The 21762-nt window shown below is 67.9% G+C and carries 22 protein-coding genes and 1 tRNA gene; 15 read left to right on the top strand and 8 right to left on the bottom strand.

Annotated elements, in window-relative coordinates; all coding sequences use genetic code 11:
- The first annotated feature begins 44 nt into the window (after window positions 1–44).
- Genes ABZ321_RS35780 through ABZ321_RS35750 form a run of 7 tightly spaced genes read left to right on the top strand, consistent with a single transcriptional unit; the run spans window position 45 to window position 5731 of the window.
- Window positions 45–1646, top strand: a complete 1602-nt coding sequence (locus ABZ321_RS35780; RefSeq protein ID WP_354899700.1) for an FtsK/SpoIIIE domain-containing protein — start codon at window positions 45–47, stop codon at window positions 1644–1646.
- Complete coding sequence (locus ABZ321_RS35775) at window positions 1643–1879, top strand: spread protein (protein WP_354899697.1); 237 nt, start codon at window positions 1643–1645, stop codon at window positions 1877–1879. The genes ABZ321_RS35780 and ABZ321_RS35775 overlap by 4 nt, the downstream gene beginning before the upstream one ends.
- A gap of 17 nt (window positions 1880–1896) precedes the next feature.
- Window positions 1897–2397 (top strand): DUF2637 domain-containing protein, encoded by a 501-nt coding sequence (locus ABZ321_RS35770; protein WP_354899695.1) that lies wholly within the window; start codon window positions 1897–1899, stop codon window positions 2395–2397.
- A 14-nt stretch (window positions 2398–2411) separates the two neighbouring features.
- Window positions 2412–2678 (top strand): hypothetical protein, encoded by a 267-nt coding sequence (locus tag ABZ321_RS35765; RefSeq protein ID WP_354899692.1) that lies wholly within the window; start codon window positions 2412–2414, stop codon window positions 2676–2678.
- On the top strand, window positions 2675–4378 hold the full coding sequence (locus tag ABZ321_RS35760) for a replication initiator (RefSeq protein ID WP_354899689.1): 1704 nt from the start codon (window positions 2675–2677) through the stop codon (window positions 4376–4378). Before ABZ321_RS35765 ends, ABZ321_RS35760 begins: the two co-directional genes overlap by 4 nt.
- A complete protein-coding gene (locus tag ABZ321_RS35755) occupies window positions 4371–4583 on the top strand; it encodes an excisionase family DNA-binding protein (protein ID WP_354899686.1) in 213 nt (70 codons plus the stop codon). The genes ABZ321_RS35760 and ABZ321_RS35755 overlap by 8 nt, the downstream gene beginning before the upstream one ends.
- Window positions 4583–5731 (top strand): site-specific integrase, encoded by a 1149-nt coding sequence (locus ABZ321_RS35750; protein WP_354899683.1) that lies wholly within the window; start codon window positions 4583–4585, stop codon window positions 5729–5731. The genes ABZ321_RS35755 and ABZ321_RS35750 overlap by 1 nt, the downstream gene beginning before the upstream one ends.
- A gap of 21 nt (window positions 5732–5752) precedes the next feature.
- Here the strand turns inward: ABZ321_RS35750 and ABZ321_RS35745 are convergent.
- Window positions 5753–5828, bottom strand: a tRNA-Arg gene (locus tag ABZ321_RS35745).
- 433 nt (window positions 5829–6261) lie between these two features.
- On the opposite strand from ABZ321_RS35745, the gene ABZ321_RS35740 reads away from it, so the two are divergent.
- The gene (locus tag ABZ321_RS35740; RefSeq protein WP_354899681.1) at window positions 6262–6579 is read left to right on the top strand and encodes a hypothetical protein; all 318 of its coding nucleotides are present in this window, start codon (window positions 6262–6264) and stop codon (window positions 6577–6579) included.
- A 205-nt stretch (window positions 6580–6784) separates the two neighbouring features.
- Complete coding sequence (locus ABZ321_RS35735) at window positions 6785–7195, top strand: hypothetical protein (protein WP_354899678.1); 411 nt, start codon at window positions 6785–6787, stop codon at window positions 7193–7195.
- Between the two features lie 55 nt (window positions 7196–7250).
- Here ABZ321_RS35735 and ABZ321_RS35730 read toward each other — a convergent pair whose 3' ends face one another.
- Both ABZ321_RS35730 and ABZ321_RS35725 read right to left on the bottom strand, forming a co-directional pair.
- Window positions 7251–7754 carry a hypothetical protein gene (locus tag ABZ321_RS35730; protein WP_354899675.1) on the bottom strand — a complete coding sequence of 168 codons (504 nt, stop codon included), beginning with the start codon at window positions 7752–7754 and terminating at the stop codon, window positions 7251–7253.
- Complete coding sequence (locus tag ABZ321_RS35725; protein WP_354899672.1) at window positions 7751–8026, bottom strand: hypothetical protein; 276 nt, start codon at window positions 8024–8026, stop codon at window positions 7751–7753. Before ABZ321_RS35725 ends, ABZ321_RS35730 begins: the two co-directional genes overlap by 4 nt.
- A 110-nt stretch (window positions 8027–8136) precedes the next feature.
- On the opposite strand from ABZ321_RS35725, the gene ABZ321_RS35720 reads away from it, so the two are divergent.
- Window positions 8137–8559: a helix-turn-helix transcriptional regulator gene (locus ABZ321_RS35720; RefSeq protein ID WP_354899669.1), complete on the top strand. Its 423-nt coding sequence runs from the start codon at window positions 8137–8139 to the stop codon at window positions 8557–8559.
- A gap of 156 nt (window positions 8560–8715) precedes the next feature.
- Here the strand turns inward: ABZ321_RS35720 and ABZ321_RS35715 are convergent, their stop codons facing one another.
- Together ABZ321_RS35715 and ABZ321_RS35710 are read right to left on the bottom strand one after the other, a co-directional pair.
- Window positions 8716–9870: a hypothetical protein gene (locus tag ABZ321_RS35715; protein WP_354899666.1), complete on the bottom strand. Its 1155-nt coding sequence runs from the start codon at window positions 9868–9870 to the stop codon at window positions 8716–8718.
- Between the two features lie 3 nt (window positions 9871–9873).
- Entirely contained in the window at window positions 9874–10182 is a 309-nt protein-coding gene (locus ABZ321_RS35710; protein WP_354899663.1) for a calcium-binding protein, read from the bottom strand.
- Between the two features lie 59 nt (window positions 10183–10241).
- Between ABZ321_RS35710 and ABZ321_RS35705 the strand changes: the two genes are divergently transcribed.
- Window positions 10242–12614, top strand: a complete 2373-nt coding sequence (locus tag ABZ321_RS35705) for a DEAD/DEAH box helicase family protein (RefSeq protein WP_354899660.1) — start codon at window positions 10242–10244, stop codon at window positions 12612–12614.
- Between the two features lie 442 nt (window positions 12615–13056).
- On the opposite strand, the gene ABZ321_RS35700 is transcribed toward ABZ321_RS35705, so the two are convergent.
- Complete coding sequence (locus tag ABZ321_RS35700; RefSeq protein WP_354899657.1) at window positions 13057–13446, bottom strand: helix-turn-helix transcriptional regulator; 390 nt, start codon at window positions 13444–13446, stop codon at window positions 13057–13059.
- Window positions 13447–14422: 976 nt separating this feature from the next.
- Between ABZ321_RS35700 and ABZ321_RS35695 the strand changes: the two genes are divergently transcribed.
- The 4 genes from ABZ321_RS35695 (at window position 14423) to ABZ321_RS35680 (ending at window position 18137) form a co-directional block, all read left to right on the top strand.
- Window positions 14423–15247, top strand: a complete 825-nt coding sequence (locus ABZ321_RS35695) for a replication-relaxation family protein (protein WP_354899654.1) — start codon at window positions 14423–14425, stop codon at window positions 15245–15247.
- A 23-nt stretch (window positions 15248–15270) separates the two neighbouring features.
- A complete protein-coding gene (locus ABZ321_RS35690) occupies window positions 15271–15483 on the top strand; it encodes a helix-turn-helix domain-containing protein (protein ID WP_354899651.1) in 213 nt (70 codons plus the stop codon).
- 105 nt (window positions 15484–15588) lie between these two features.
- Entirely contained in the window at window positions 15589–17046 is a 1458-nt protein-coding gene (locus ABZ321_RS35685) for a site-specific integrase (RefSeq protein WP_354899648.1), read from the top strand.
- 155 nt (window positions 17047–17201) lie between these two features.
- Window positions 17202–18137: an HNH endonuclease gene (locus ABZ321_RS35680; RefSeq protein ID WP_354899645.1), complete on the top strand. Its 936-nt coding sequence runs from the start codon at window positions 17202–17204 to the stop codon at window positions 18135–18137.
- A gap of 20 nt (window positions 18138–18157) precedes the next feature.
- On the opposite strand, the gene ABZ321_RS35675 is transcribed toward ABZ321_RS35680, so the two are convergent.
- Window positions 18158–21052 carry an AAA domain-containing protein gene (locus tag ABZ321_RS35675; RefSeq protein WP_354899642.1) on the bottom strand — a complete coding sequence of 965 codons (2895 nt, stop codon included), beginning with the start codon at window positions 21050–21052 and terminating at the stop codon, window positions 18158–18160.
- Between the two features lie 168 nt (window positions 21053–21220).
- A complete protein-coding gene (locus ABZ321_RS35670) occupies window positions 21221–21748 on the bottom strand; it encodes a hypothetical protein (RefSeq protein ID WP_354899639.1) in 528 nt (175 codons plus the stop codon).
- Between the last annotated feature and the right edge of the window lie 14 nt (window positions 21749–21762).

Raw genomic sequence — 21762 nt, 5'->3', positions numbered from 1 at the left:
GGGGGCGGTTCGCAGCGCTGGCGCCTGCGTAGGAAAGGTCGAAGGTGAACAAGAACAACAACGTCCCGCTGGTCAACTTCCGGCGCCTGTCCATTCCGGCGCCGTGGTGGCTGGTCATGTGGATCGTCATCCCGTACCTGCTGTTCAAGGCCACGGTCCGGCTCGTCCGGCTGATGCCAGTGCTGTGGCGCAACCGCACCTCCGTCACCCTCGCAGTGCTCGCGGTGTGGCTTTGGTACCGGCACGGCTGGGAGGTCCTCGTGCTGTTCGCCGGTGTCGCTGGCGCGACGGTCGGGGTGTGGTGGTGGCGCTGGCGGCCGTGGTGCGAACGATTGATCGTGCTGCCGGTGCTGTCCTGGTGGCAGCGGCTGTTCGTGTACCAGCTGCACTGGCGCGAGGCCATGACGGTTTGCCGCCTCGCGGAACGGTTCGAGCAGAAGCTCAACGTGCCGCGCCTGCTGCAGGTCCGCTGCACCTACGCCACTGATGAGGTGCTGCTGCGGATGCCGCGCGGGCAGAGCCCGGACGACTACCACGCGGCGGCGGCGAACCTTGCGTACTCGTTTGGCGCCCGCATCTGCCGTGTCTACTCGGGCCGGCGCGAGCAGCCGCCCGCACGGACCAACCAGGTGCTGCGGTTGGTCGACCGGTTCCGGTACCGGGACCGTCCTCGGCTGGTGTGGCTCGTGTTCGTCCGTCGCGATCCGCTGCGCCGCACGGTGCCCGCCTTCGACATTCCGGAGGCGACCGACCTGGAGGCGCTGCCGCTCGGCCTGCGTGAGGATCTCGTCCGGTACGTGCTGCGCCTCCTCGCAACCCACGTCCTGATCGTCGGCGCGACCCGCGCGGGCAAGGGCTCGGTGCAGTGGTCGCTGATCCGTGCCCTTGCCCCGGCGATCCGGTCCGGGCTGGTGAGGTTGTGGGGTATCGACCCGAAGGGCGGCGTTGAGCTGTCCCTCGGTCGCGGGCTGTTCAGCCGGTACGAGTACGCCACCGTCCCACCGATGGTCGCCATGCTGGAAGAACTCGTCGAGGTCATGCGCGAGCGGCAGGCCCGGATGCAGGGCAAGACCCGCGCGCACACCCCGACGCTGGACGAGCCGCTGTACGTGCTGATGGTCGACGAGATCCTCGCGCTCGTCGCGCTCTTGCAGGACGCTGAGCTGCGCGCCCGGGCCAAGGCCGCGCTGGCGATGCTGCTCACGCAGGGCGCGGGTCTCGGCGTGCTGGTCATTGGCGCGACCCAGGACCCGCGTAAAGAGGTGGTCGAGTTGCGCGACTTCTTCCCGACCCGGATCGCGTTGCGGCTCAACGAACCCAACCACGTCGACCTCGTCCTCGGACAGGGTTCCCGGGCTCGCGGCGCGCTCTGCGACCAGCTGTCCGCGCGGCCGTCCATGCGCGGCATCGGGTACGTCGTCCTCGACGACCGCCCGGAACCGGAGCGAGTCCGGTTCGCGTACGTCACCGACGACGAGATCCGAGACATGGCCGTCACCCACGCCGCGCCCGTCGTCGTCGAGCGGCCTGCGGCGGTATCGACGCAACGGCGGGAACCCAGGCACGTCTACAAGCCCGGACGGCACGCGCAAGGTCCCCTGCTCCCGGACACGCTGACGAACCTCCTGGACGGTGAGGCGGCATGACGCGCCGGTTCTACCGCCTCCGCGCGCCACACGTGCTGACCGGCTCGTCCGCCGTCACGGTCCGCGTCACCGACGACGAAGACCTCTACCTCGCCGTGGGCGCGGGCCGCCGGCGCATGTACCTCACCCCTGCCGAAGCCTGGGCGCTCTGGCGATGCCTGTCCGAAGCCGTCGCCTCGACCGGCGAACCGCCCGACTGGATCCGTGTCCCGATCACCCCGAAAGCCAAGTGAGAACGGAGGTGCGTCACATGCGTCAGCACATCGAAGGCATCCTCCTGGTCGTCATCCTCCTGGTGGTCGCGGGCATGGCCGGCGCCGCGTCGTTCACCCACGTCCACGACTGGACCATGGAGAACTCTCCGGCTGGCACGGCGGACTGGTTCGGGTGGGCGAACGCCACGATCTCCGAACTCGTCCCGATCGCCTGCGCGCTCGTCATCCGGCGGCGCCGTCGTTCGGGGGAGTCGACGCGGTACCCGTTCGCGATCCTCACGGCGGCGGTTGTGCTGTCGCTGTCGGCGCAGCTAGCGGTGGCGAAGCCGGGCATCTCTGGTGGGCTGCTCGCCGCGGTGCCCGCGCTGGCGTTCATGGCCCTGGTGAAGCTCGTGCTGTCGACGAAGCCGCAGCCCGTGCAGCAGGAGCAGCCGCCGGTGGTCATCGACCAGGTCTCGGTGCCCGAACCGGTCGCGGCGGCCGTCCCGGTGTTCCAGCGCCTCAACGGCGCGATCCCGTCCGGTGTCGTCAAGTGAAGGAGGTCCACGCCATGAACCCCTTGCGCATGCTCGTGGAAGCCGTCGCCGACTACGTCCACGCACCCGGTGACGCACACAGCCGTTCGCTCGGGATGACGGTGCAGCGGCTGCCGTGGGGTCGGCGGCGCGTCTGCGATCCGATGTTGGCGGTGTACGCGAAGGCACGCCGTGATCGGGTGCTCCGCGGTGGCGGCGACGCATACGACCGTCTGTTGCTCGGTGCGCTGCGTCCCGGCGAACGGTACCGACCGACCGCGAAGCTGGCGGGTCGCCGATGACGATCACCGCCGACACCCTGCCCGGCCTCGGCACCGAAACCGAGGCCGGGCCGCGCCCCGGCTCCCGTGCCGCACGCATGCTGATGCCCCTTGCCGCTGACGTCGTGAAGGACATGGCTGTCGAGTACGGCGTCTGCCTCCGCCCCGTCGGGCTGCGCCGCACTGACCTGGCAACCGGCCAGACAGAAATCATCGACATCCCGTGCGGCGCCACCCGTGAAGACAAGTGCGTCCCGTGCGCGAAGCGGGCTCGTCGGCTGCGCAAGACCCAGATCCGGGAGGGTTGGCACCGCGTCGACGAGCCTGCCCCGGCGCCGAACCCGGCCACGGAAGAACACCGGTCGCTGATCAGCCTCCGGGCACACCTCGAGTACTTCCGCGACCAGGCGGTCCGGGAGTCCAAGTGGGACGAGGTCGGCGAGGTCGACGAAGCAATCCGCGAGGCGGAGGAGGCCATCGCAACGGAAGGCTTGCGCGGCACGGTCGCCCCGTCGCACGACAAGCCCGAGGAACCGAAGCGGCAGCGGTCCACGCGACGGCGCCAGGACGCACCGGTGCTCCCACGGCAGAAGGTCCAGCCACGCACGGTCGGCCGCGTCTACACGGCTCCGGACGGCACAGAGCATCGGCCGTCGATGTGGCTGACAATGACCCTCGACTCGTACGGCCCTGTACGGGAAGACGGCTCACCGGTCGACCCGTCCCGCTACGACTACCGGCGCGCGGCCTGGGACGCGATCACGTTTCCTCGGCTGCTCGACCGGTTCTGGCAGAACCTGCGCCGCTGTGTCGGCTGGAACGTCCAGTACGCGGGCTGCGTCGAGCCGCAACGACGCCTCGCCCCACACGCACACTTCGCCATCCGGGGCACCATCTCCCGCGCGGTGCTGCGCGAGGTCGCGGCGGCTACCTACCACCAGGTGTGGTGGCCGCGCGTCGACAGCCCGACCTGCCGACCGACCTGGAACGGCGAGACGTGGTGCGACTCCGGCACTCAAGAGCCGCTGCCGACCTGGGACGAGGCGCTCGACGCGATCGACGAAGACCCCGACGCCGAGCCGGCGCACGTCATCCGGTTCGGCAAGCACGTCGACGCTCGCGGGGTGGCGGCGGACAGCAAGGACATCGACCGCACGGTCGGGTACATCACGAAGTACATCACCAAGTCCGCGGCCGACTGCCACAACATGACGACCGACCGGCAGCGGGCGCATCTCGAACGCCTCTGGCACGAGCTCCGCGTCACGCCGTGCTCGGAACGGTGCGCGAACTGGCTGCTGTACGGCATCCAGCCAAAGAAGGCTCACGCCAAGCTCCGCCCGGGCAACTGCAAGGGCAAGGTCCACCAGCGGGCCACCCTCGGCATCGGCGGCCGGCGCATCCTCGTCTCCCGCGACTGGTCGGGCAAGACCCTCGCCGACCACCGCCACGACGCCCGCGCCTGGGTCAAAGCACTCCTCGGCGTCTCGGCCGGCATCGACCAGGTCCCGGTCACCGACGGCGAAGCGGGCACGCCGTCACCAGTCGCCTGGGAGCTGGCGAAGCCAAACGACCCGGACATGCCACCCATGCGACATCGCCTCCTGCGAGCACTCGCGCAACGCATGCAGTGGCGCAACGCCATCAACGCGGCGAGAGACCGCGCCGCGCAGTACCCAAGCGAAACGGATGACAACGGGGAGGAACCGCAGGGTGGATGACCGGCTGTTGAACGTGGCTGAGGTCGCTATGCAGCTCGGGACGAAGGAGCGGTTCGTGCGTCGCCTGATCGCGGAACGCCGGATCGCATACGTGAAGGTCGGCACGCATGTCCGCATCCAACAGTGCGTGCTGGCCGCCTACATCAAGGAGGCAACGGTGGAGGCCGTCGACATGCACTGGCACAGCAACGGGCTGGTGGCGTGATGGCACAGGAGAAGAAGCGTCGTTTCGGTCGCGTTCGGCAACTGCCGTCCGGCCAATGGCAGGCGCGGTACAAGGGCCCGGACGGAAAGGACCACCCGGCGCCGACAACGTTCGCGACCGAACGGCTCGCGGAGCGGTATCTCAGCGTCGTCGAGGGCGAGATCACCCAGGGCCGGTGGATCTCGCCTGCGGCAGGGAAGACGACGGTTCAGGAGTGGGCAGACCGTTGGTACGCCTCGGCGCTGTCGCGATGGAAGCCCAAGACCAAGGAGAGCTACCGGTCCGTCCTGGACCGGCTGATCTACCCGCACCTGGGCAAGGTCAAGTTGTCGGCGTTGAAGCCGATCGCGGTGTCGAGCTGGGTCGGCAAGCTGTCCGAGGACGTGTCCGCCTCGCAGGTGCGGCAGGCGTACCGGCTGCTGTCGCAGGTGATGACGTCGGCGGTCGACAACGACATGGTGCCGGTGACGCCATGTCGAGGGGTCCGGCTCCCTCGGCTGCCCGAGGCTGACCCCCGCATCCTCACGGTCAAGGAGGTCAGCAAACTTTCGGCAACCTGCGAGCTGGGGGATCGGGTGCTGATCCACTTCCTGGCCTACGGCGGCCTCCGGATCGGTGAGGCTCTGGCGCTGCGGCGGCGGCATGTCGACGTGGACAAAGGCCGTGTGGTCGTCGCCGAAGCGGTGTCGCAGGTGGCCGGCGGCCCGGTGATCGGCACCCCGAAGTCACACCAGCGCCGGACGCTGAGCCTTCCGGCGTTCGTGGTGGAGGAGGTACAGAAACTGCTCGGCAACCTGTCCGACGACAATGACGCGTTCCTGTTCGGCGGTCGGCAGAAGCACACCAACGAGCGACAGCAGAGCTACCACGGGTTCCGCCGCCGGTTCCGGGTCGCGGTCGAGGCGGCTGGTCTCGGTGACGTGACGCCGCATGACCTGCGCGCCACCCACGCGAGCTGGGTCGCTGAGTCGCACGGCGTCCTGGTTGCGGCGCGGCGGCTCGGGCACGCCAACTCCAGCGTCACGACCAGGCACTACGCCCGGGCGATGGACGGCAGCGACGACCAGGTCGCAGCTCACCTGGACAAGACGGCCCGCAAGACATCGGGCACGCAACGGGCACGCAAGATCCGTAAGAAGGCCGAGTAAGTGCTGATCATGGCCTTGGCCTGGTGCCCCCGGCAGGATTCGAACCTGCGACACACGGTTTAGGAAACCGTTGCTCTATCCCCTGAGCTACGAGGGCGCGGTGCACAGTGTACCGACGCCCCCGCTGACCTGCGTCGGCATATCCCACCCCGGCGTGACCTGGCTTCGTTCGGGCTGGTGGGAGCGCGGACCGATCACACAATCGGCGCTTGCGACCGGCCCAGTCCGCCCGATATGCCCGGTTGGCATCCCGTGACCGAGGTTAGCTCGCTTGGCCGAGCACTCGCCGAGACGTCTTCGGCCTGATGCTGGTTCAGCCACTGATGGTCTTGTTCTTCGTCAGGGCGCCAGGTCCGACCAACGTGACGATGCCGGCGTCGGACGTGGAACGGGGCAGCTTGAACCCGGTGTTGCCGCGTACCCTCGCACCGTGCAAGGAGGGACTCAGCTGTTGTGTGAACGGGACTTCGCCACCTCCGGCCGCCGGGTCGAAACAACGCGCTTCGGTCGGCGGCAGCGTGGTGCCAGCCGTGGCTGAGGTTCTGACTGGGGACGAGTTCCAACGCCGGGTCCAAGCCGCGGCTGCCGCATACGTCGTACCGCAACAGCGGGTCGACGAGCTCGCCGAGACCGTCGATGCACTACCCAGCTGGCAACAGGCCCCATACGTAGCCGCGTGGACACACGCGACGGTCCTGTCCATCATCGAACGGCACGCAGGCTGCCGGAAATTGGACTGTGATACTTGCGCGGACCTCACCGACCTCCTCGCGATGCTGCTCGCTTCAGGCGCGCTTCGCCTCGCTGCCGCACTCGACCGCAACGGTGGCGCCGCCCACGACCTTTGATGCCCTCGAGCAGGCGCGTCAGACAGCTCTACATACGCCGGGAGCGTCAACCACTGGCGTCTCGGCGTCGGGCAACCCAGCACCACCGCAGCGGGCTCCAACCGAATCTACAGACTTCCGGCCGTCGACAGTCCCAGCCGGGAAGATCGGGCAACTGCAAAGCGACGGCAGGCGCCGCCTGCCTGCCGCTACTTCTGCACGCCGGATGGCGCCGATCTGGCTGGTATTACTCGGCGCCGTGACGCTGGTCGTTGTAGCAGCGGCAATGTTGACAGCCGGCTTTCAGGCGTGGCGGGCACTCCCCGCGCTCGGAGTGGAGTCTGAGGTCGGTCTCGGGGCGATGACCGGTCTTGTCGCGGTGCTGCCAGCGGCCGCCGCCGGATGGGCGTTCGCACCTTGGCGCGAGCGGCAGCGGTGGCAGCGGTTCATCGCGCTCGGCGCAGCAGGTCTGGCCTTGGCGCTCGACTTTGCAACGTGGGTCGTCTTCGCACGCGCCGAGCAGCTGCCGTCCCCCTGGTTCGCGGCCGCCATGTTCACCTTCGTGCACGCCAGCGGCCCGTTGACGCTGATCCTGTTCCTTCAAGCGTGGATGAGCAGGGCCAACGAGCCCGAATGACGGTCACCTGGCGTCCATGCTGGTTCGATCAGCCAGTTCCGAGTTGTCTGGCACCTCAGCTTGCGGGATGAGAGCGCAGGTATTCGGTGAGCGCAGCACGAATGACATCGCTCGGCGTGGTGTCATGTCCGCGGGCTTTGCTGGCTTCCACGAAGTCGTCAAGTTCCGCGTTGAGAGTTACTGACAGCCGGAAACGGCGCACGGGTGAGGCCTGTCCCGGCTCGTTCTGCACGTCAAGCGCCGGTCGGCCGGCACGAGCGGCGCGCAGCAGCGTCCGCCCACTCTCGGCGGCGGCAGGGCCCGACTCCACCGTTGCGTCTGCGTCGATCGTGGCCGTTTCGGCCCATCGCGCCGCTGCTTCGTAGTCGTCGGCAGTTGGCATCTGCTCGTCCGCGACGCGGGCGGCTTGTAGCAGGGCGCGCCCGCTGGCGGCGGCGACCTCGCCTCGCTCCACGGTGGGATCGTCCGGGTCAAAGGTTGCCTGCTCCGCCCACCGCGTCGCCGCCTCGTAGCCGTCGATCGGCAGGGGGGTGCTCGCCGCATGTGGTTCGGAGGTCATCGGTAGCTCCTTCCGATCAGGTTGAGACTGCGCTCCTGGGCCTCCATGACATGGAAGACCGTGACGGTACTTCCGCGAACTTCGAGGAAGACCTCAAGCAACGTGTGATCCGTGAGGCTGCGTGGGCCGATGAACAGATGGGGTCGAATATTGGCCGGCGGCTGAGGATCCGTGAAGTGCTGAACATGTCCCACCGCATTCTCGATGGCGTACACCGCCTCATCCTCGGTAAAGCCGTGCTTCCTTGCACTTTCGGTGAACCGGACCGGCATGTCAATACTGTAGCACAAAATTATTTACGTGCCACAGAGAGGGCCATATGATGTCGTGCGGAAATCTGAGCTGCCTCTGTTGGCTTCCGAACACAGCAGGTGAAAGCCTCATGGCCGAGTTCCACGACTGGGACGACATCCGTGCCGAGCTCGACGACGGAGACAGCGATGCGCTGACCGCCGAGCGGGCACGGACCGCGGCGTGGGTCAGTGCCTTCCACCTTGCCGAGGAGTGGAAACGCCTTGGACTGACCCAGCGTCAGGTCGCTGATCTCATAGGCGTGACACCCGGCCGAGTCAGCCAAATTGAGAACGGCGACTTGGACGTCAACGAAGTCGCCAGCATCGTCTTGGAGGTGCTGGCGGAGGCGAACGCCCTGCCCGGGACGGAGATGAAAAAGGACACCATCAACACCGCACTGCGTGCGGTGGCCGCTGTCCAGCGCCGAGCCAGGGCCTTGGATGAGCTGACCGAGATCGCTGCTACCGGGGCGTTCGATCATCTGCTGGACAAGGGCAGCTACCGGTCTTGAGCACAGGTCGGTTGACCTGGGCCTCGGCCTGCCTCGTGTGCGCTGAAGATGTCGGACGTGATACTTGCCCGTCCGTGATGTGGACGGGCAAGTCGCAAGGCGCGATCTCCCGATCAGGTTGGGGCTGCGCTTATGGACTCACCGCTTATCTCGTACTCAGCCGGGTGTGCTGGCGTACAGGCCGGCGCGTTCCAGGCGGTCCAGCAGGCTCGGCTTGCGGGCGTGCTCCTGGCACAACTGATGGATCCGGGCCCGGAACGTCTTGCGTTGGCCGTCGCGCTCGCCGAGTGCCTTCAGGTCGGCCAGCAATGCAACTGCGGCGTCGTACTCCTTGGGCTTCTTGGTCGCGATCAGGTCCGCCACCCGCTGCCACGCCCGTTCCGGGTCGGCGGCCAGTTCGTCAAGACGCTGCTCGCGAGCCGCTGCGGCCGCTGCTTCCCGGCGTGCCTGTTCGGCCGCCTTGCGCTCCTGTTTCTGCCGCTCCCGTGCTGCCCAACGAATCTCCGCGCCGGCCAGCAACTCACCCACCGTACGGCCGCCGCCTGCAGTCTCGATGGCCGCGCCACCGCCGTACCGGCGCAGCAACTCGGCGCGAAGATGTGCGCCGTCGCCGCGCAGCAGCCGGACGATGGCCTCGTCCTTGTCGGCCACCGGCAGGTGCTTCACCCATTTGGCGAGCGCCGCTTTGGAGGGCGCCTTCGTGGTCAGTGGCGCGCTGGCCTGGGCGGCTGTTTCAATCAGGTCCTCGTCCAGGCGGAGGAAACTGGCGAGGCTGCGCAGCGGACCCGACAGCGTCGCCAGGCCGGGCGGTACCGGCGGCTCCAGTGCATCCTCGTCCAGCTCCTGGTTCTGCATGCACAGCAGCCAGGCCAGGTAGAGCAGGCGGTTGTCGCCGGCGGCCAGTTCCGCCCGGACGGGGATGATCGATGCGAGAGCGGCCTCCTCCTCCCACCACTCCTCGTCACCGTCCTCGTCCTCGCTGTGCAGGTCGAGGATCACATGCTCTTTCGTGCTCACCGAGGATGCGGCGCGACCCACGCAGTAGGTCGCCGCCAACGTCGGGTCCAGCAGCGACGTCGGCAGCCGGAGCGCGATCCGACGGGTGCCCCAGTTCGCCAGGTACAGGTGGGCGTCGAAGTATCGCCTCATCCAGTCGCCGGGATCGGCCTTCAGGTCGCCCCACTGGTAGTCGTTGACGAAGCTCGATGCGCTGATCCGGCCACGGGTCGACACCGCCCGCAGCTGGGCCTGCTCCGCAATGGTCAGCGGCCGGTCGATCGCCACGAACTCGTAGTACTGGTACTCGCTCAAGAGTCATCCGCCCCAGTGCCGGTACGCCTCGATCCACTCCGAACCGCCCGGCGGCGGATCCGGCAGCGGGAGGTCGAGGATCGCGATCGCCTGCCGCTCACGACCCCGGTGGCAGATCGCCACGATCCGCCAGCCCCGCAGGTCCACCTTCCGGACCGTGACCTCGACGCCGAGGACCTGCGTCGTGAACGGCAGGGCGAGGTTGTCCTCGATCATGGTGTACAGGCCGGACAGCTGCTCATCTTCGTTGTAGCAGTCGACGGTCGCGTCTTCGACCAACGCATCGAGTTCTTTCCGGCTCAGCGAACCCACCGCCGGAGGATAGCGGAGACCATCGGTAGCGGTGACGAACAGCGTGCGACGATCCTGCCATGGGCGCCGACGTGACGGTGGAGAGCGAGCTCGTTCGGCTGCGCCGTGAGCTGGAGCGTTTGCGGGCGGAGAACGTCCGCCTGTCGCGTCTGCTGGACCTGCGGGGTCAGGACACCGCTCCGGCGCCGGAGCAGCTGTCCGTGGCCGTCGCTCCGCCGGGCCTGGTCCATATGGCGTCGCCGGTGGCGGACAAGCTGGCCCTGTACGCCGACCGGTTCCGGGCTCGGGCCGACGTGTACGCGCTGCGTTGGGAGAACAACCGAACCGGCACGAGCGGATGGATGCCCGCGGTCGCCGGCGGCTGGCGCAAGGGAGCCGATCGGAGAGCTGCCACGTATCTCCCGCTCACCGCCGAGGTCCTCTCGGCGCACCTGGTGGGTGACCTCTTCATCGGGCTGTACCCACTGCTCAGCGACAACGCATGCCACTTCGTCGTGGCGGACTTCGACGGCCCGGCCGCGATGCTCGACGCGCTCGCCTACAGCAAAGCGGCCCGCGCCAGCGGGGTACCGGCGGCGCTCGAGATTTCCCAGTCGGGGCGTGGCGCACACGTGTGGGTGTTCTTCACCGAAGCGATCTCCGCAGCCACTGCCCGCTGTGTCGGCACCGCGCTGATCCACGAGGCCACGGTGCTGCGCGGCACGATGGACCTGCGGTCCTACGACCGGCTGTTCCCGAACCAGGACGTGCTGCCCGAGGGCGGCTTCGGCAATCTGATCGCCGCGCCGCTGCAGGGCCGCCGCCGCAGGGACGGTCTAACGGCGTTCCTCGACCTGGCGACGCTGGAGCCGCACGAGGACCAGTGGGCGTACCTGTCGACCCTCGACCGGCTCAGCCCGGGTGACGCGGCCAGGGTCGCCCGACGCGCGAAACAGGCGGTCGTCGGCGCCGACGTCGCCACGCTGAGCAGATCCGACGCCACGAAGGTGCATCCGCCGCTTCCCGCAGTCCTTCACGCGGAGCTCGGCGCCGGGCTGAGCGTCGACGCGGCCCAGCTGACGCCTGCGGCGTTGTCGACGTTCAAGCACGCGGCATCCATGGCCAACCCGAAGTTCTACGAACTCCAGCGCCTGCGCAAATCCACCTGGGACACGCCGCGGTTCATCCGCGGGTACGACCTGACCGTCGACGACCGCCTGGTCCTGCCACGCGGGCTGCGCCACACCGTCGAAGCGATCGTCGAGCGCGCCGGATCACGCCTCGCCATCACGGACGTGCGAAATCCTGGCCGCGAGATCGACGTCGCCTGTACAGCACAACTCGACACCAGACAGAGCGCGGCGGTCGGCGCGTTGCTCGGGCATGACGACGGCGTCCTCGTCGCACCGCCAGGGTCGGGCAAGACAGTCATGGCCTGCGCGGTGATCGCCGAGCGGGGAACGGCGACTCTGGTGCTCGTCGACCGGAAGGCCCTGGCCGAGCAGTGGCGCACCCGGATCGAGCAGTTCCTGGGCATCAAGCCAGGGCAGGTCGGTGGCGGCAGGCGCAAGCTCAGCGGAGTGGTGGACATCGCCATGCTGCCCTCCCTGGCCAGGCGTGCCGACGTCGCCGAACTCACCAACGGCTACGGGCACGTCATCGTCGACGAATGCCACCATCTTGCGGCCGCTGCGTACGACCACTCGGTCAAACGCATCGCCGCGCAGTTCTGGCTCGGCCTCACCGCCACCCCGGCACGGCGTGACGGACTCGGTGAGCTCGTCCTCTGGCAACTCGGACCGGTCCGGCACACGATCACGCACGACCCGCCCGGCAACGATCAAGGCACATTGCTGGACGCCTGGGAGACTGCCGCGGGACCACGGCGGCTGCTGTACTTGCACGAGACCGCCTTCGAGTTCCGCTCCGGTGACACCGAGCCGTCCACTGCGATCGCAGAAGCGCACCGCGCCATCGCCGTCGACCAGGCACGCAACGCCCAAATCGTCGCCGACGTGACCGCCGCCCTGCAGCGCGGGCGCAACTGCCTGGTGCTCACCAGACGAGTCGCACATGTGGAAGCGCTGAACTCCGCACTCGCTTCGCAGGGACGCCAGGTGTACGTGCTGCAGGGCGGCATGTCGACCAGCGACCGGCGCGCCATCGTGAGCCGGCTCGCCGACACCAAGGCGGGAGACGGCGTCCTCGTCATCGGCACAACGCCGTTCATCGGCGAAGGCTTCGACGCGCCGGCCCTCGACACGCTGTTCCTGGCCGCGCCGGTCGCCTACGACGGGCTGCTCGTCCAGTGCGCTGGCCGGGTGATCCGCGCCGCGCCCGGCAAGGCCGTCGCCGAGGTCCACGACTACTACGACCGCGCCACGCCGATCCTCGCCGCCTCGCTCCAGCGCCGCATGCCCGGGTACCGGGCGCTCGGGTTCACCAACGCATAAGGATGTTGATAAAACGACAGCAAGAGCGCGTTGATGTCGTTTTATCGAAGATCGGGACGCAGCGGAGGTGCAGCCGCACACGATCGGGCGTCTCGAGCGTCGGGACCGTGCCGGTCAGCCTGGTCGCTGTCGGCAACGGCTGCTCGGAGGCCATCGCACCGGATGAGGCGCGGCGGTACGCCGGGGATCACGGCGTGGCGGCGGCTGCCGCAGATGGTGCATCGCTGGTCGGCTTCGAGGGTCCACGCGAGAAAGCGCCGGTATAGCGTTGCCAGGTCGATGTCGTCCAGCTCTCCTTGTGCGATGGCCATGAGGTTGGCCATGAGCTGGCGCAGCATTGCCAGGTCGTTGTTCCGCAGGCTCCGTTGCGCCTCGGTGCACGGCCATGGAAGTCCGTCGGCGGCGCAGATCCAGGATGGGCGGACGACCCGGTGGGTGGCGCTCAACGTCGGCTCCCCGCGTGTCGGCGTTGGCGGTCGGCGGCTGCGGTCCGGCGCAGGACGGCCATTGGGAGATCGAGTGCGTCGGCGATGGCGGTCAGCAGCTTCGTGGTCGGGATTCGCCGGCCGTGCTCGTACCGCGAGACTTCGTGGCGGGTGAAGGTTGGGCGTCCGGATCTGGCGCACAGCTGGTCGGCGAGGTCGCCTTGGGTCAGGCCGAGCTGGTGCCTGCGGCGGGTGATCAGCTGGCCGAAGCTGCCCGCCGTCGCTGGGTCGTGGCGTGGCGGTACGTCTGACATGAGTCCTCCCTTGCCGGTCGTTTTGCGGGATGGCTGGACGTCGATGAACGCTTGCCTTTGCCGCAGAGTCAAGTCGTCACTGCCGATGAACATGATCAGCGGGCCGTTGTGACACCGCCGCGGACGGGGGCTGGCACGGCGCGCGCCGGTTATGACATGCCGCGTCAACCGCGCTGTGACATCGTCGCCGGCGCGTGACGCGACACTGGCGACGATCGTGTCACCAGGGAGTGACATCGGGTGCGGCAACTGTGACAGCAGGGCGCGTCACGCTCTAGGTTGCCGCGATATCAATCGATGATCTTCGTTGACATGGCCGCCTCGGCGCAGCCCTTCGTCAAGGTCAAGTGAAGTCTCACCTGGTGTTTGACATGCCGTCACGTCGGGGTGATGTGCCACATTGACCCACTGCGCGTTACGCGCGATGGGGATCGACACGCGAGTGACATCCGGCAGAGCGCCGCGGCGAGCGGTTCCCGGCGATCGACCAGCGTCGTTGACATGGCGATGACGCGTAAGCGATGTCATTGATGCTCTTCGTTGACATCTGCATGTCCACGCTCCGCCGCAGTAATCCGTGTGACATGGCGGGGGCGGTGTCGACACCCCGACGTTGACCGGCTTGCCGGCGCTCACAGCAGCTGACACGCACTCACAGTGCAAGCCTGCCGTACCACGTGACGCTCGCAGGAAGCACCTTTCCGCGTTCACAGCTACTCACAGCGCACTCACAAACCTGACCCGGACGCGATGTGAGCGGCTGTGAGCGGCTGTGAGCGGAGGGGGCGTTCGCCAGCGCTCACAAAGGCGGATAGGGGGATGTAGGGCTCGCGGGCCGGTGGGCGGTCCCGCCAGCCGGGTGTCAGACCTCCTGCGAGATCGGTGGGCGCGCTGCCGTCGGTGCTGGCGTCCTTGTTGACCGCCGTCATGGCGTCCGTCTTGATCCGGACCCCGCAACGGACGTCGCCGGCCGCTGTCCCTGCAGCACGTGGCCCGTCCCGCCGTTCGTGCGGCGGCTCAGAGACACGTTGCGTTCTCTTTCCCCCTGTACCAGATGAAAGGAATCACCGTGCCTGACCAGGTCTTGCGAGTGCAGTCGGTGCTGACTGCCCGCGACCATCAACTCCTCGACTGGCTCTACGACCACGGGGTCCTGACGACCGGGCAGATCGCTGAGGCGCTGTTCCCGTCGCTGGACTTCGCGCAGCACCGCCTGCAGCGGCTCATCGCGCTGAAGGTGGTGGACCGGTTCCGGCCGTTCCGGGCCGAGGGCGGCTCGTATCCGTTCCACTACGTCATCGACCAGCTCGGCGCCGAGGTCGTCGCGGCGCAACGCGACGAGCCGATACCCAGACCTGGGTACGCGAAGGCGATCCGCCGCCGCTGGACCGCCTCGCGGATCCTGCAGCATCGCCTCGGGGTCAACGGCTTCTTCACGCAGCTCGCCGGGCACTCCCCGCAAGCGCTGGAACGGTGGTGGCCCGAGTCGCGGTGCAGCACACCCGGTGCGTTCGCCGGACCAGGTGACCGGGTGGAGCTCATCACGCAGACCCTCATCCGCCCTGACGGGCACGGCGTCTGGTCCGGGGTGCCGTTCTTCCTCGAGTACGACACCGGCACCGAACCCCTCACCGAGCTACTGCGCAAGCTCGCCGGGTACGCCCGGTTCGTCGCGCTCGGCGGGCCGGCCTGGCCGGTCCTGCTGTGGCTGCACTCCCCCGATCGTGAGCATCACCTGCACCAGCGGCTCGCCGATCTCGGCCCGCTCGGGGCGCCGGTCGCCACCGCGGCCCGCGTTTCCGGCACCCACCCCGCCACCGGGCCCTGGTGGCTGCACGGCCACCCCGGGCCGCTCTCGCTTGCTGACCTGCCTACCGGAGGCACACGACCGTGAAGACCACGTTCTCCCTCACTCCTATGTCCGCGCGTAGCGCCTGGACTCCCGAGCGGCTCCGGGCGCTCGGGCCGACCACCGACCTCACCACCGCCGCGGAGATCCTCGGCATCTCACGGTCCGCCGCGTACAAGCTCGCCCGCCGCGGCGCCTTCCCGGTGCCGCTACTCAAGGTCGGCGCCGTTTATCGCGTACCGACCGCGCCGCTGCTCGCCGCCATCCACCTCGACGCGTAAGCAACCGTCGGTGCTCGCCCACCACGACTTGAACACGCCGGCGAGGCGAGCGTCGATGGACCACGACAAACCGTTGCCCACCCTGATCGGAGCACATCACCGACCATGGCAGAAGGAAGCATCTTCAAACGCTGCGGCTGCCGCGACCCGCACACCGACAAGTCGTACGGCACCCACTGCCCCCAACTCCGCCGCCCGAACCGATCCTGGAACCCACAGCACGGGCACTGGGCGTACCAACTCGAACTCCCACCCACTCTTGACGGGCAACGGCGGCTGCTGCGCCGATCCGGCATTGCCACCCGCCAACAGGCCGTCGCCGAACGCGACCACGCCCGCGCCCTGCTCGCGCTCGCTGGCCGCGACCGCCGCCGCCAGATCGAGATCGGCGACGTCATCCAGAACGCGGTACGCCACCGCCTCCCGTTCCCCGACGTCGACCGCGTCCGCCAACGCCTGCGCGGTGACGGACCGCTCGGCGACATGCCCACCGTCGGCGAATACCTCACCACCTGGCTCGAACACCTCACCGCCGACATCAACACCATCCATGGGTACGAGTCGATCGTCCGGAACCATCTCATCCCGCACCTCGGCGACGTACCCCTCGACAAGCTGCGCACCAGCCACCTGCGGGCGATGTTCGTGGCCATGGAACACCGCAACGCCGAGATCCGCTCGCTCAAGGCGAGCCCGGACCCGGCGGTCCGCAGGACCGTCGCACGAGTCCGCCCCACTGGACCGGTCACCCGGCAACACATCCGGGCGGTACTCCGGAAAGCGATCAACGACGCCCTCGCCGACGAACTCATCGTCGGCTCCAACCCCGCCATGCTCGTCAAGACCCCCGCCGACCGCGCCCTGCCGATCGTGTGGGAGGACGAACGCGTCGAACGATGGCGGGCCACCGGCGAGGTCCCCGGGCCGGTCATGGTCTGGACCGCCGAGCAGGTCGCCACGTTCCTCGATTATGTAGCCGACCACGACCAGGTGATCCACCCGATGCTGCACCTGATGGCGTACCGCGGACTCCGCCGAGGCGAAACCGTCGGACTGCGCGACACCGAAGTGCGGCTCGCCAAGCGCGAACTGACCGTCAACAACCAGATCGCCATCATGGGTCACCGGACCATCCAGAAACCGCCGAAGAGCCGTGCTGGAAACCGGGACATCGCCCTCGACGCCGACACCGTCCAGGCGCTCACGACGTACAGGGCGCTTCGCGCGACATGGCGACTCGCCGCCGGGGAGGCGTGGCCGGACACCGGACTGTTCTTCGTCCGTCCCGACGGGCAGCCGTGGCATCCGAACGCGTTCAGCGCGCGGTTCCGGCTGCTGGCGCGAAAGGCGGGGATGCCGCCGGTACGGCTACACGACCTACGGCACTCGGCGGCGACCATCGCCCTGGATGCGGGGATCGACATCAAGGTCGTGTCCGAGCAACTCGGCCACTCGACCACCACACTGACCCGGGACACGTACCAAAGCGTCACCAAGCAGATGCACCAGGACGCGGCTGACGCCGTTGCCGCCAGAATCGCAGGCAAGGCAGCCACGTTGTGATCGGAAGATTCCGAGTAGTTCCGCCATCGGGACCCCTCGCCAGCCTGTTGACCTGCCCCTATAGCTGCAGTGGCGAGATTGGTTAGTCCTCAAGATGGCTGCCGTGCTCAACCGGCGCTCGAACGAGGCCGATCCGTACGGCAAACTCGTCTGTTGTGAGGGCCTACGTTGGTGTGACAGACGGCGACTGGTATCGGTTCCTTGCCGAGCGACCGAACCTGCAAGAGGTCAACTTCTGGCGGCCGTCCAGCAAGCAGGCCTTCCACGCTGTCCAGATCGGAGAGCCGTTCTTCTTCAAGACCCACCATCCGCACAACCGGGTCGTTGGCGGTGGCTTCTTCAGCGGCTTCGCGCGGCTACCGATTTCCACCGCCTGGGAGTTGTACGGCGAGGGCAACGGCGCTGCCGGCCTCCATCAGATGCGCGAGGACATCGGCCGCTACCGGCGCGAACCGATCCCACTACACGAGGATCCGGACATCGGGTGCCTGTTCATCCGCGATACCCGCTTCTTCGAACCCGACGCGATCGCAGGGCCGCCACCTGACTTCGCCTCGAACATCGTGCAGGGCAAGGGCTACGACCTGGCCGAAAGTGGGTCTGCCCGGTACTTCCTGGACCTCTTTCACCGGCTTACCGGAACGGACTTCGAGATCGACCTGAGCGCGCCGTGGCATCGAGGCGGACCGGTGTACGGAGACCCGAGGCTCCGGCCGCAACGGCTTGGGCAGCAGGCCTTCCAGGGTGTCGTGCTCGATGCCTACCACCGCCGCTGCGCGATCACCGGAGCGAAGATCCGACCCGTGCTGCAGGCAGCACACATCCTGCCGCTGCCGAACGGTGGCGAGCACCGGCTCGACAACGGCCTGTTGCTGCGCTCCGACGTCCACATCATGTTCGATCGCGGGTATCTCAGCATCGACCCGTCGTATCGCCTGCTGGTCAGTCCTCGACTCCGCGCAGACTTCGGCAACGGCGAAGAGTTCTACTCGCGAAGCGGAGAGCAGATCGCCGTCCCGGAACGTAAGCCTGACCGACCGAACCGGGAATTCCTTGAGTGGCACGTCGAGACCATGTTCAAAGCCGCCTGACGGGCGCCACACCTGCACGACTATCGCCGACGCTTGTCCCGAGTGCTGCTCGGCGAGCGATCACAGGCCGGGCAGTGGTAGCGCATGTCCGTGGTTCCGCGGCTGGGCAGCTCGAAGCGGACGAGCAGGCGCCGGCAGCGCCCGCAGTCGTCTCCGAGCTGCCCGGTGCCGGGAACTGTCTGAGATCGCTTGCGGCGTTGGGTACGGCGGACCAGGTCGGCGAAGGCCCTGTTCTGGGTTCGAAGCACAACGCCAGGGTCCGGGCCGAGAAGCGAGCCGCCGGCTGACCAGACGACGTCACCAATCACGGCGCTTGACTCGAGAATCGGTGTACAGAGGCGAATGTTGACGCCTTGACGTCGGGCGTGCAAAGCCTCCGCCGGCGGAAAGCCGTCGCGTTCCGGCTCAATCCAGATCGTGTCGGGTCGAGCGTCTCCCTCTGCCGGTGGCAGCGCACGCAGGGCCGGTAGCAGTGTCTGCAGACCCACCAACGGTGCAGTGGGCAGCCACATCTCGACGGTTGCGGCGTTGCTGATGTCGCCGCACAACCGCCGCAGTACCGACTCGCGCGAAACGTGTTCGGTGGCGCCGTTCGACAGTCCGATCGCCTCTTGCCAGCTCAGCTTGGTCGCGCCGTCGAGAAGGTGGGCGAAGAATCGCCACAGCGGACCTGTGGATGAACCCTTGCGGTGCAATTGATTGAACGCGCCGACGACTACGAGGTGGTCTCGAGCTCGGCTCGCCGCCACGTTGAGCAGGCGGGGACCGGTGCTGTCAGCGTCGTCGTCAGTGAACCACCGATGGAGCTTGGTCAGGCCGTGGCCGGTGTCGACAGTGTCGTAGACGACGATGTCACGTTCGTCGCCTTGGAACCGATGGACTGTGGAGGACGCCCACCCGTTGAGGCCGGACTCGATGAGTAGCGACTCCAGCAGGCGCGCCTGGGCTGCGAACGGCGTGATCATCGCCAGGTCGCGAGTTTGGGTCGTGGCCCCACCGAGCAGCGCGGCGACCAGCTGGGAATGCATGAGGTTGTACCTGGAGGCGCCGCCCTGCCGTCGGGCGGTGCGGGCGGCAAGCCCAGATGTGTCGAGCACGACGAGGTCACTACGCGCCCAGGCCGCCTGACTGCGCCGTTCCCGGAAGAGCACCACGTCCGCGGTGATCAGTGGGCTCTCCCGATAGAACGCGGTACTGACCACCTGAGCAATGGCATAACGCATGCGGTACTGAGTATTCAGTGCCGCCAGCCGGTTCGGGGTACGCCCGTCGTGGACGGCACGCGCGATGCCGGCCTTTTCGAACGGACTCTTGTGCAACCACTCCTGAGCAGCGGGAGTGTCCGCCAGGACCACCGGAGGAAGCTGGCGGAAATCGCCTGCAATGACCGTATGGCCGGAACCAGCACCAGCCACCAGCATGGCAAGCGTTGCGGTCGTCATGCTCGCCTCGTCGAGCACAACGACGTCGAAGGTCAGCGACTTCAGCGTGTCAAGCATCGTCTGGTGGGCGGTGGCCGCGACCACTGCCGCCTCCCGGCAGATCTTGCGGCGCGCCTCCAGCAGGAGGCGATCCAGTCCGGCGGCGATGGCATTGAGCTCGGCGATCTGGTTCTCCAGGTTGGAGCGCTTTCGCTGTTGGCTGTCCGTCAACGCGAGTTTGATCCGGCGCAGTTCGGCCAACGCCTGCCGGCACTGCCGGAGCTGGTTTCCGACGCGCACCCGCTCCTCGGCGACCGCTGCACCGCGTTCCGCGGCGATGGCGTCGACCAGTACGGCGCCGCCGGCTGGATGCGCGACGAGCGTGTCGGTTGGCTGGCCCAGGCGGACCAGGGCACCTCCGCTGGCGAGTTGTGGTGTTCGCTTGAGCACCGATGCGACCGCCACGTCCAAGGCCGCGTTGGTCGGGGCGGCCAGCAGCACTCGCTTGCCTCGGGCGTGCAGCGCGGCCACCAGAGCTGAGATAGTTGTCGTCTTGCCAGTGCCCGGCGGCCCCCACAACCACGTTGTGCCGTGCGCCAGCGCGAGTTCCACGGCATGTCGCTGGCCGTCGTTGAGCTGGTCCGCTTCGTCGGGCCCCAGGTGCTCAATCGCTGGAGCTTGGGACAGGCTGCTCGGATTGTCGGGGCTGACGGCGGCCAGGGCCGCCTCGGCGTTGAAGCCTGGACCACCGTGCATCAGTTCCCGCAGTCGTCGGCTCTGGAGGCTGAGCAACCAGGAAAGGTCCAGCCGGAGGGTCGCCTCCCGGATCGCTGCCGGTGCGTCCGGCGGCAACGACAGCGTGACCACCGTGCCGAACACCGAGATGACATCGACTTCAAGGTGCAGGTCGTCCACGATCAGCACGCCACGGGTGCCCTCGGCGGCGCCGATCTCGCTCTGGGCCTCGAACCGGACGAGCCGTCGGCTCGCTGTCCTCCCGGCTTCATGACCATCGACAAGGGAAACGTCTGTCTCGGTGCGCCGGCTGGTGACTTTCACCAATTCGTCAGCGAGTGCCCGGCACGCTCCGTGCACCGCCGATTCCCACCCGGCAGGGACGGGCCCGACCGGAGCCAAGGGCTCCGGTGTCGCCAAACCCAGGTCATTGGCATAGCGCCGGACATGGATCGCTGCGCGGCGTTCGGCTCGGCTGCTCGACGACCGCTCCCCATCGATGCGTTGCGCCGGTATCTGCGTCGTCGTATCACCCGACGGATTGGCGGCGACAGCAGGCGGTGCCCAACCTCTTGGCGTCCAGACGTCATCTCTCAGATCGGCGATGCCGTGGGTACGGCACGTTTCCCAGACCACGCCGACATCGGCTCGCAGACCGGCCTGCCGGAGCCTTTCCAGCAGCTCTTCCTGCGGCATCGGTCCTGCCGCCAGCGCTCGTTGCACGAGGGTGACAAGCCTTGGCACCCGGCCGATCGCCATCCGCGAAACCTTTCTGGACAGGGTCGGCGCCGCCGCCAGGAGGGTGTGGCGGCGTGCCGCTTGATCGATGACGGTAGTCGCGCCGCGCTTTGGTGTCCGCAACCGTCCGTGCAGGATCTGCTACCGATCCGGGCAGCGGCTGGCGCCACGAAGGAGTGGTGGTTGGCGTTACGGGTTGACCCAGTAGGCGAGGGTCTCGAACGACGGGGCGAACTGCACCTGTGCGCCCTTCAGCTGCGCCGCGGTGCCTTCGAAGACGAGGTTGCCCGCGGCCGTCTGGCCGGCGCCGATGTCGCCGGAGTGGAGCTGGTTCTTCACGCCGATGTCGAAGCCGGAGTCGAGCTTGGTGCCGTCGCCGGCGAGCATCGACCAGTGGAACTGGTTGTAGTCCATCTTGCCGGTCTTGCAGGTGATCGAGACGGCCGCGACGATCACCTTGCCCTGCATCTTCACGCTCTTGACGACGACTTCACCGGTCGAGCCGTCGGACATCGACAGCACGCCGACCTCGCCCACGGCGAGCTTCTTCGGGCCCTCGGGTGCGGCAGCCGGGGTGTCTTTGCCGGCATCGGCGACAGGTGCGCCGGAGCCGGTCGCGGCGGGTGCCTTGCTGATGGTGTCGCTCTTCGGGGCAGCGCCGCAGGCCAGGACGAACAGTGCCAACGCAGCGGCCAGTCCGGTGACGATTTTGCGCATGATGCTGTTGCTCC

The sequence above is a fragment of the Dactylosporangium sp. NPDC006015 genome (assembly GCF_040614215.1).
GTDB classification, from domain to species: Bacteria; Actinomycetota; Actinomycetes; order Mycobacteriales; family Micromonosporaceae; genus Dactylosporangium; species Dactylosporangium maewongense.
Note: the sequence above shows the minus strand (reverse complement) of the source record. Positions and strands in the feature narration are given on the sequence as shown.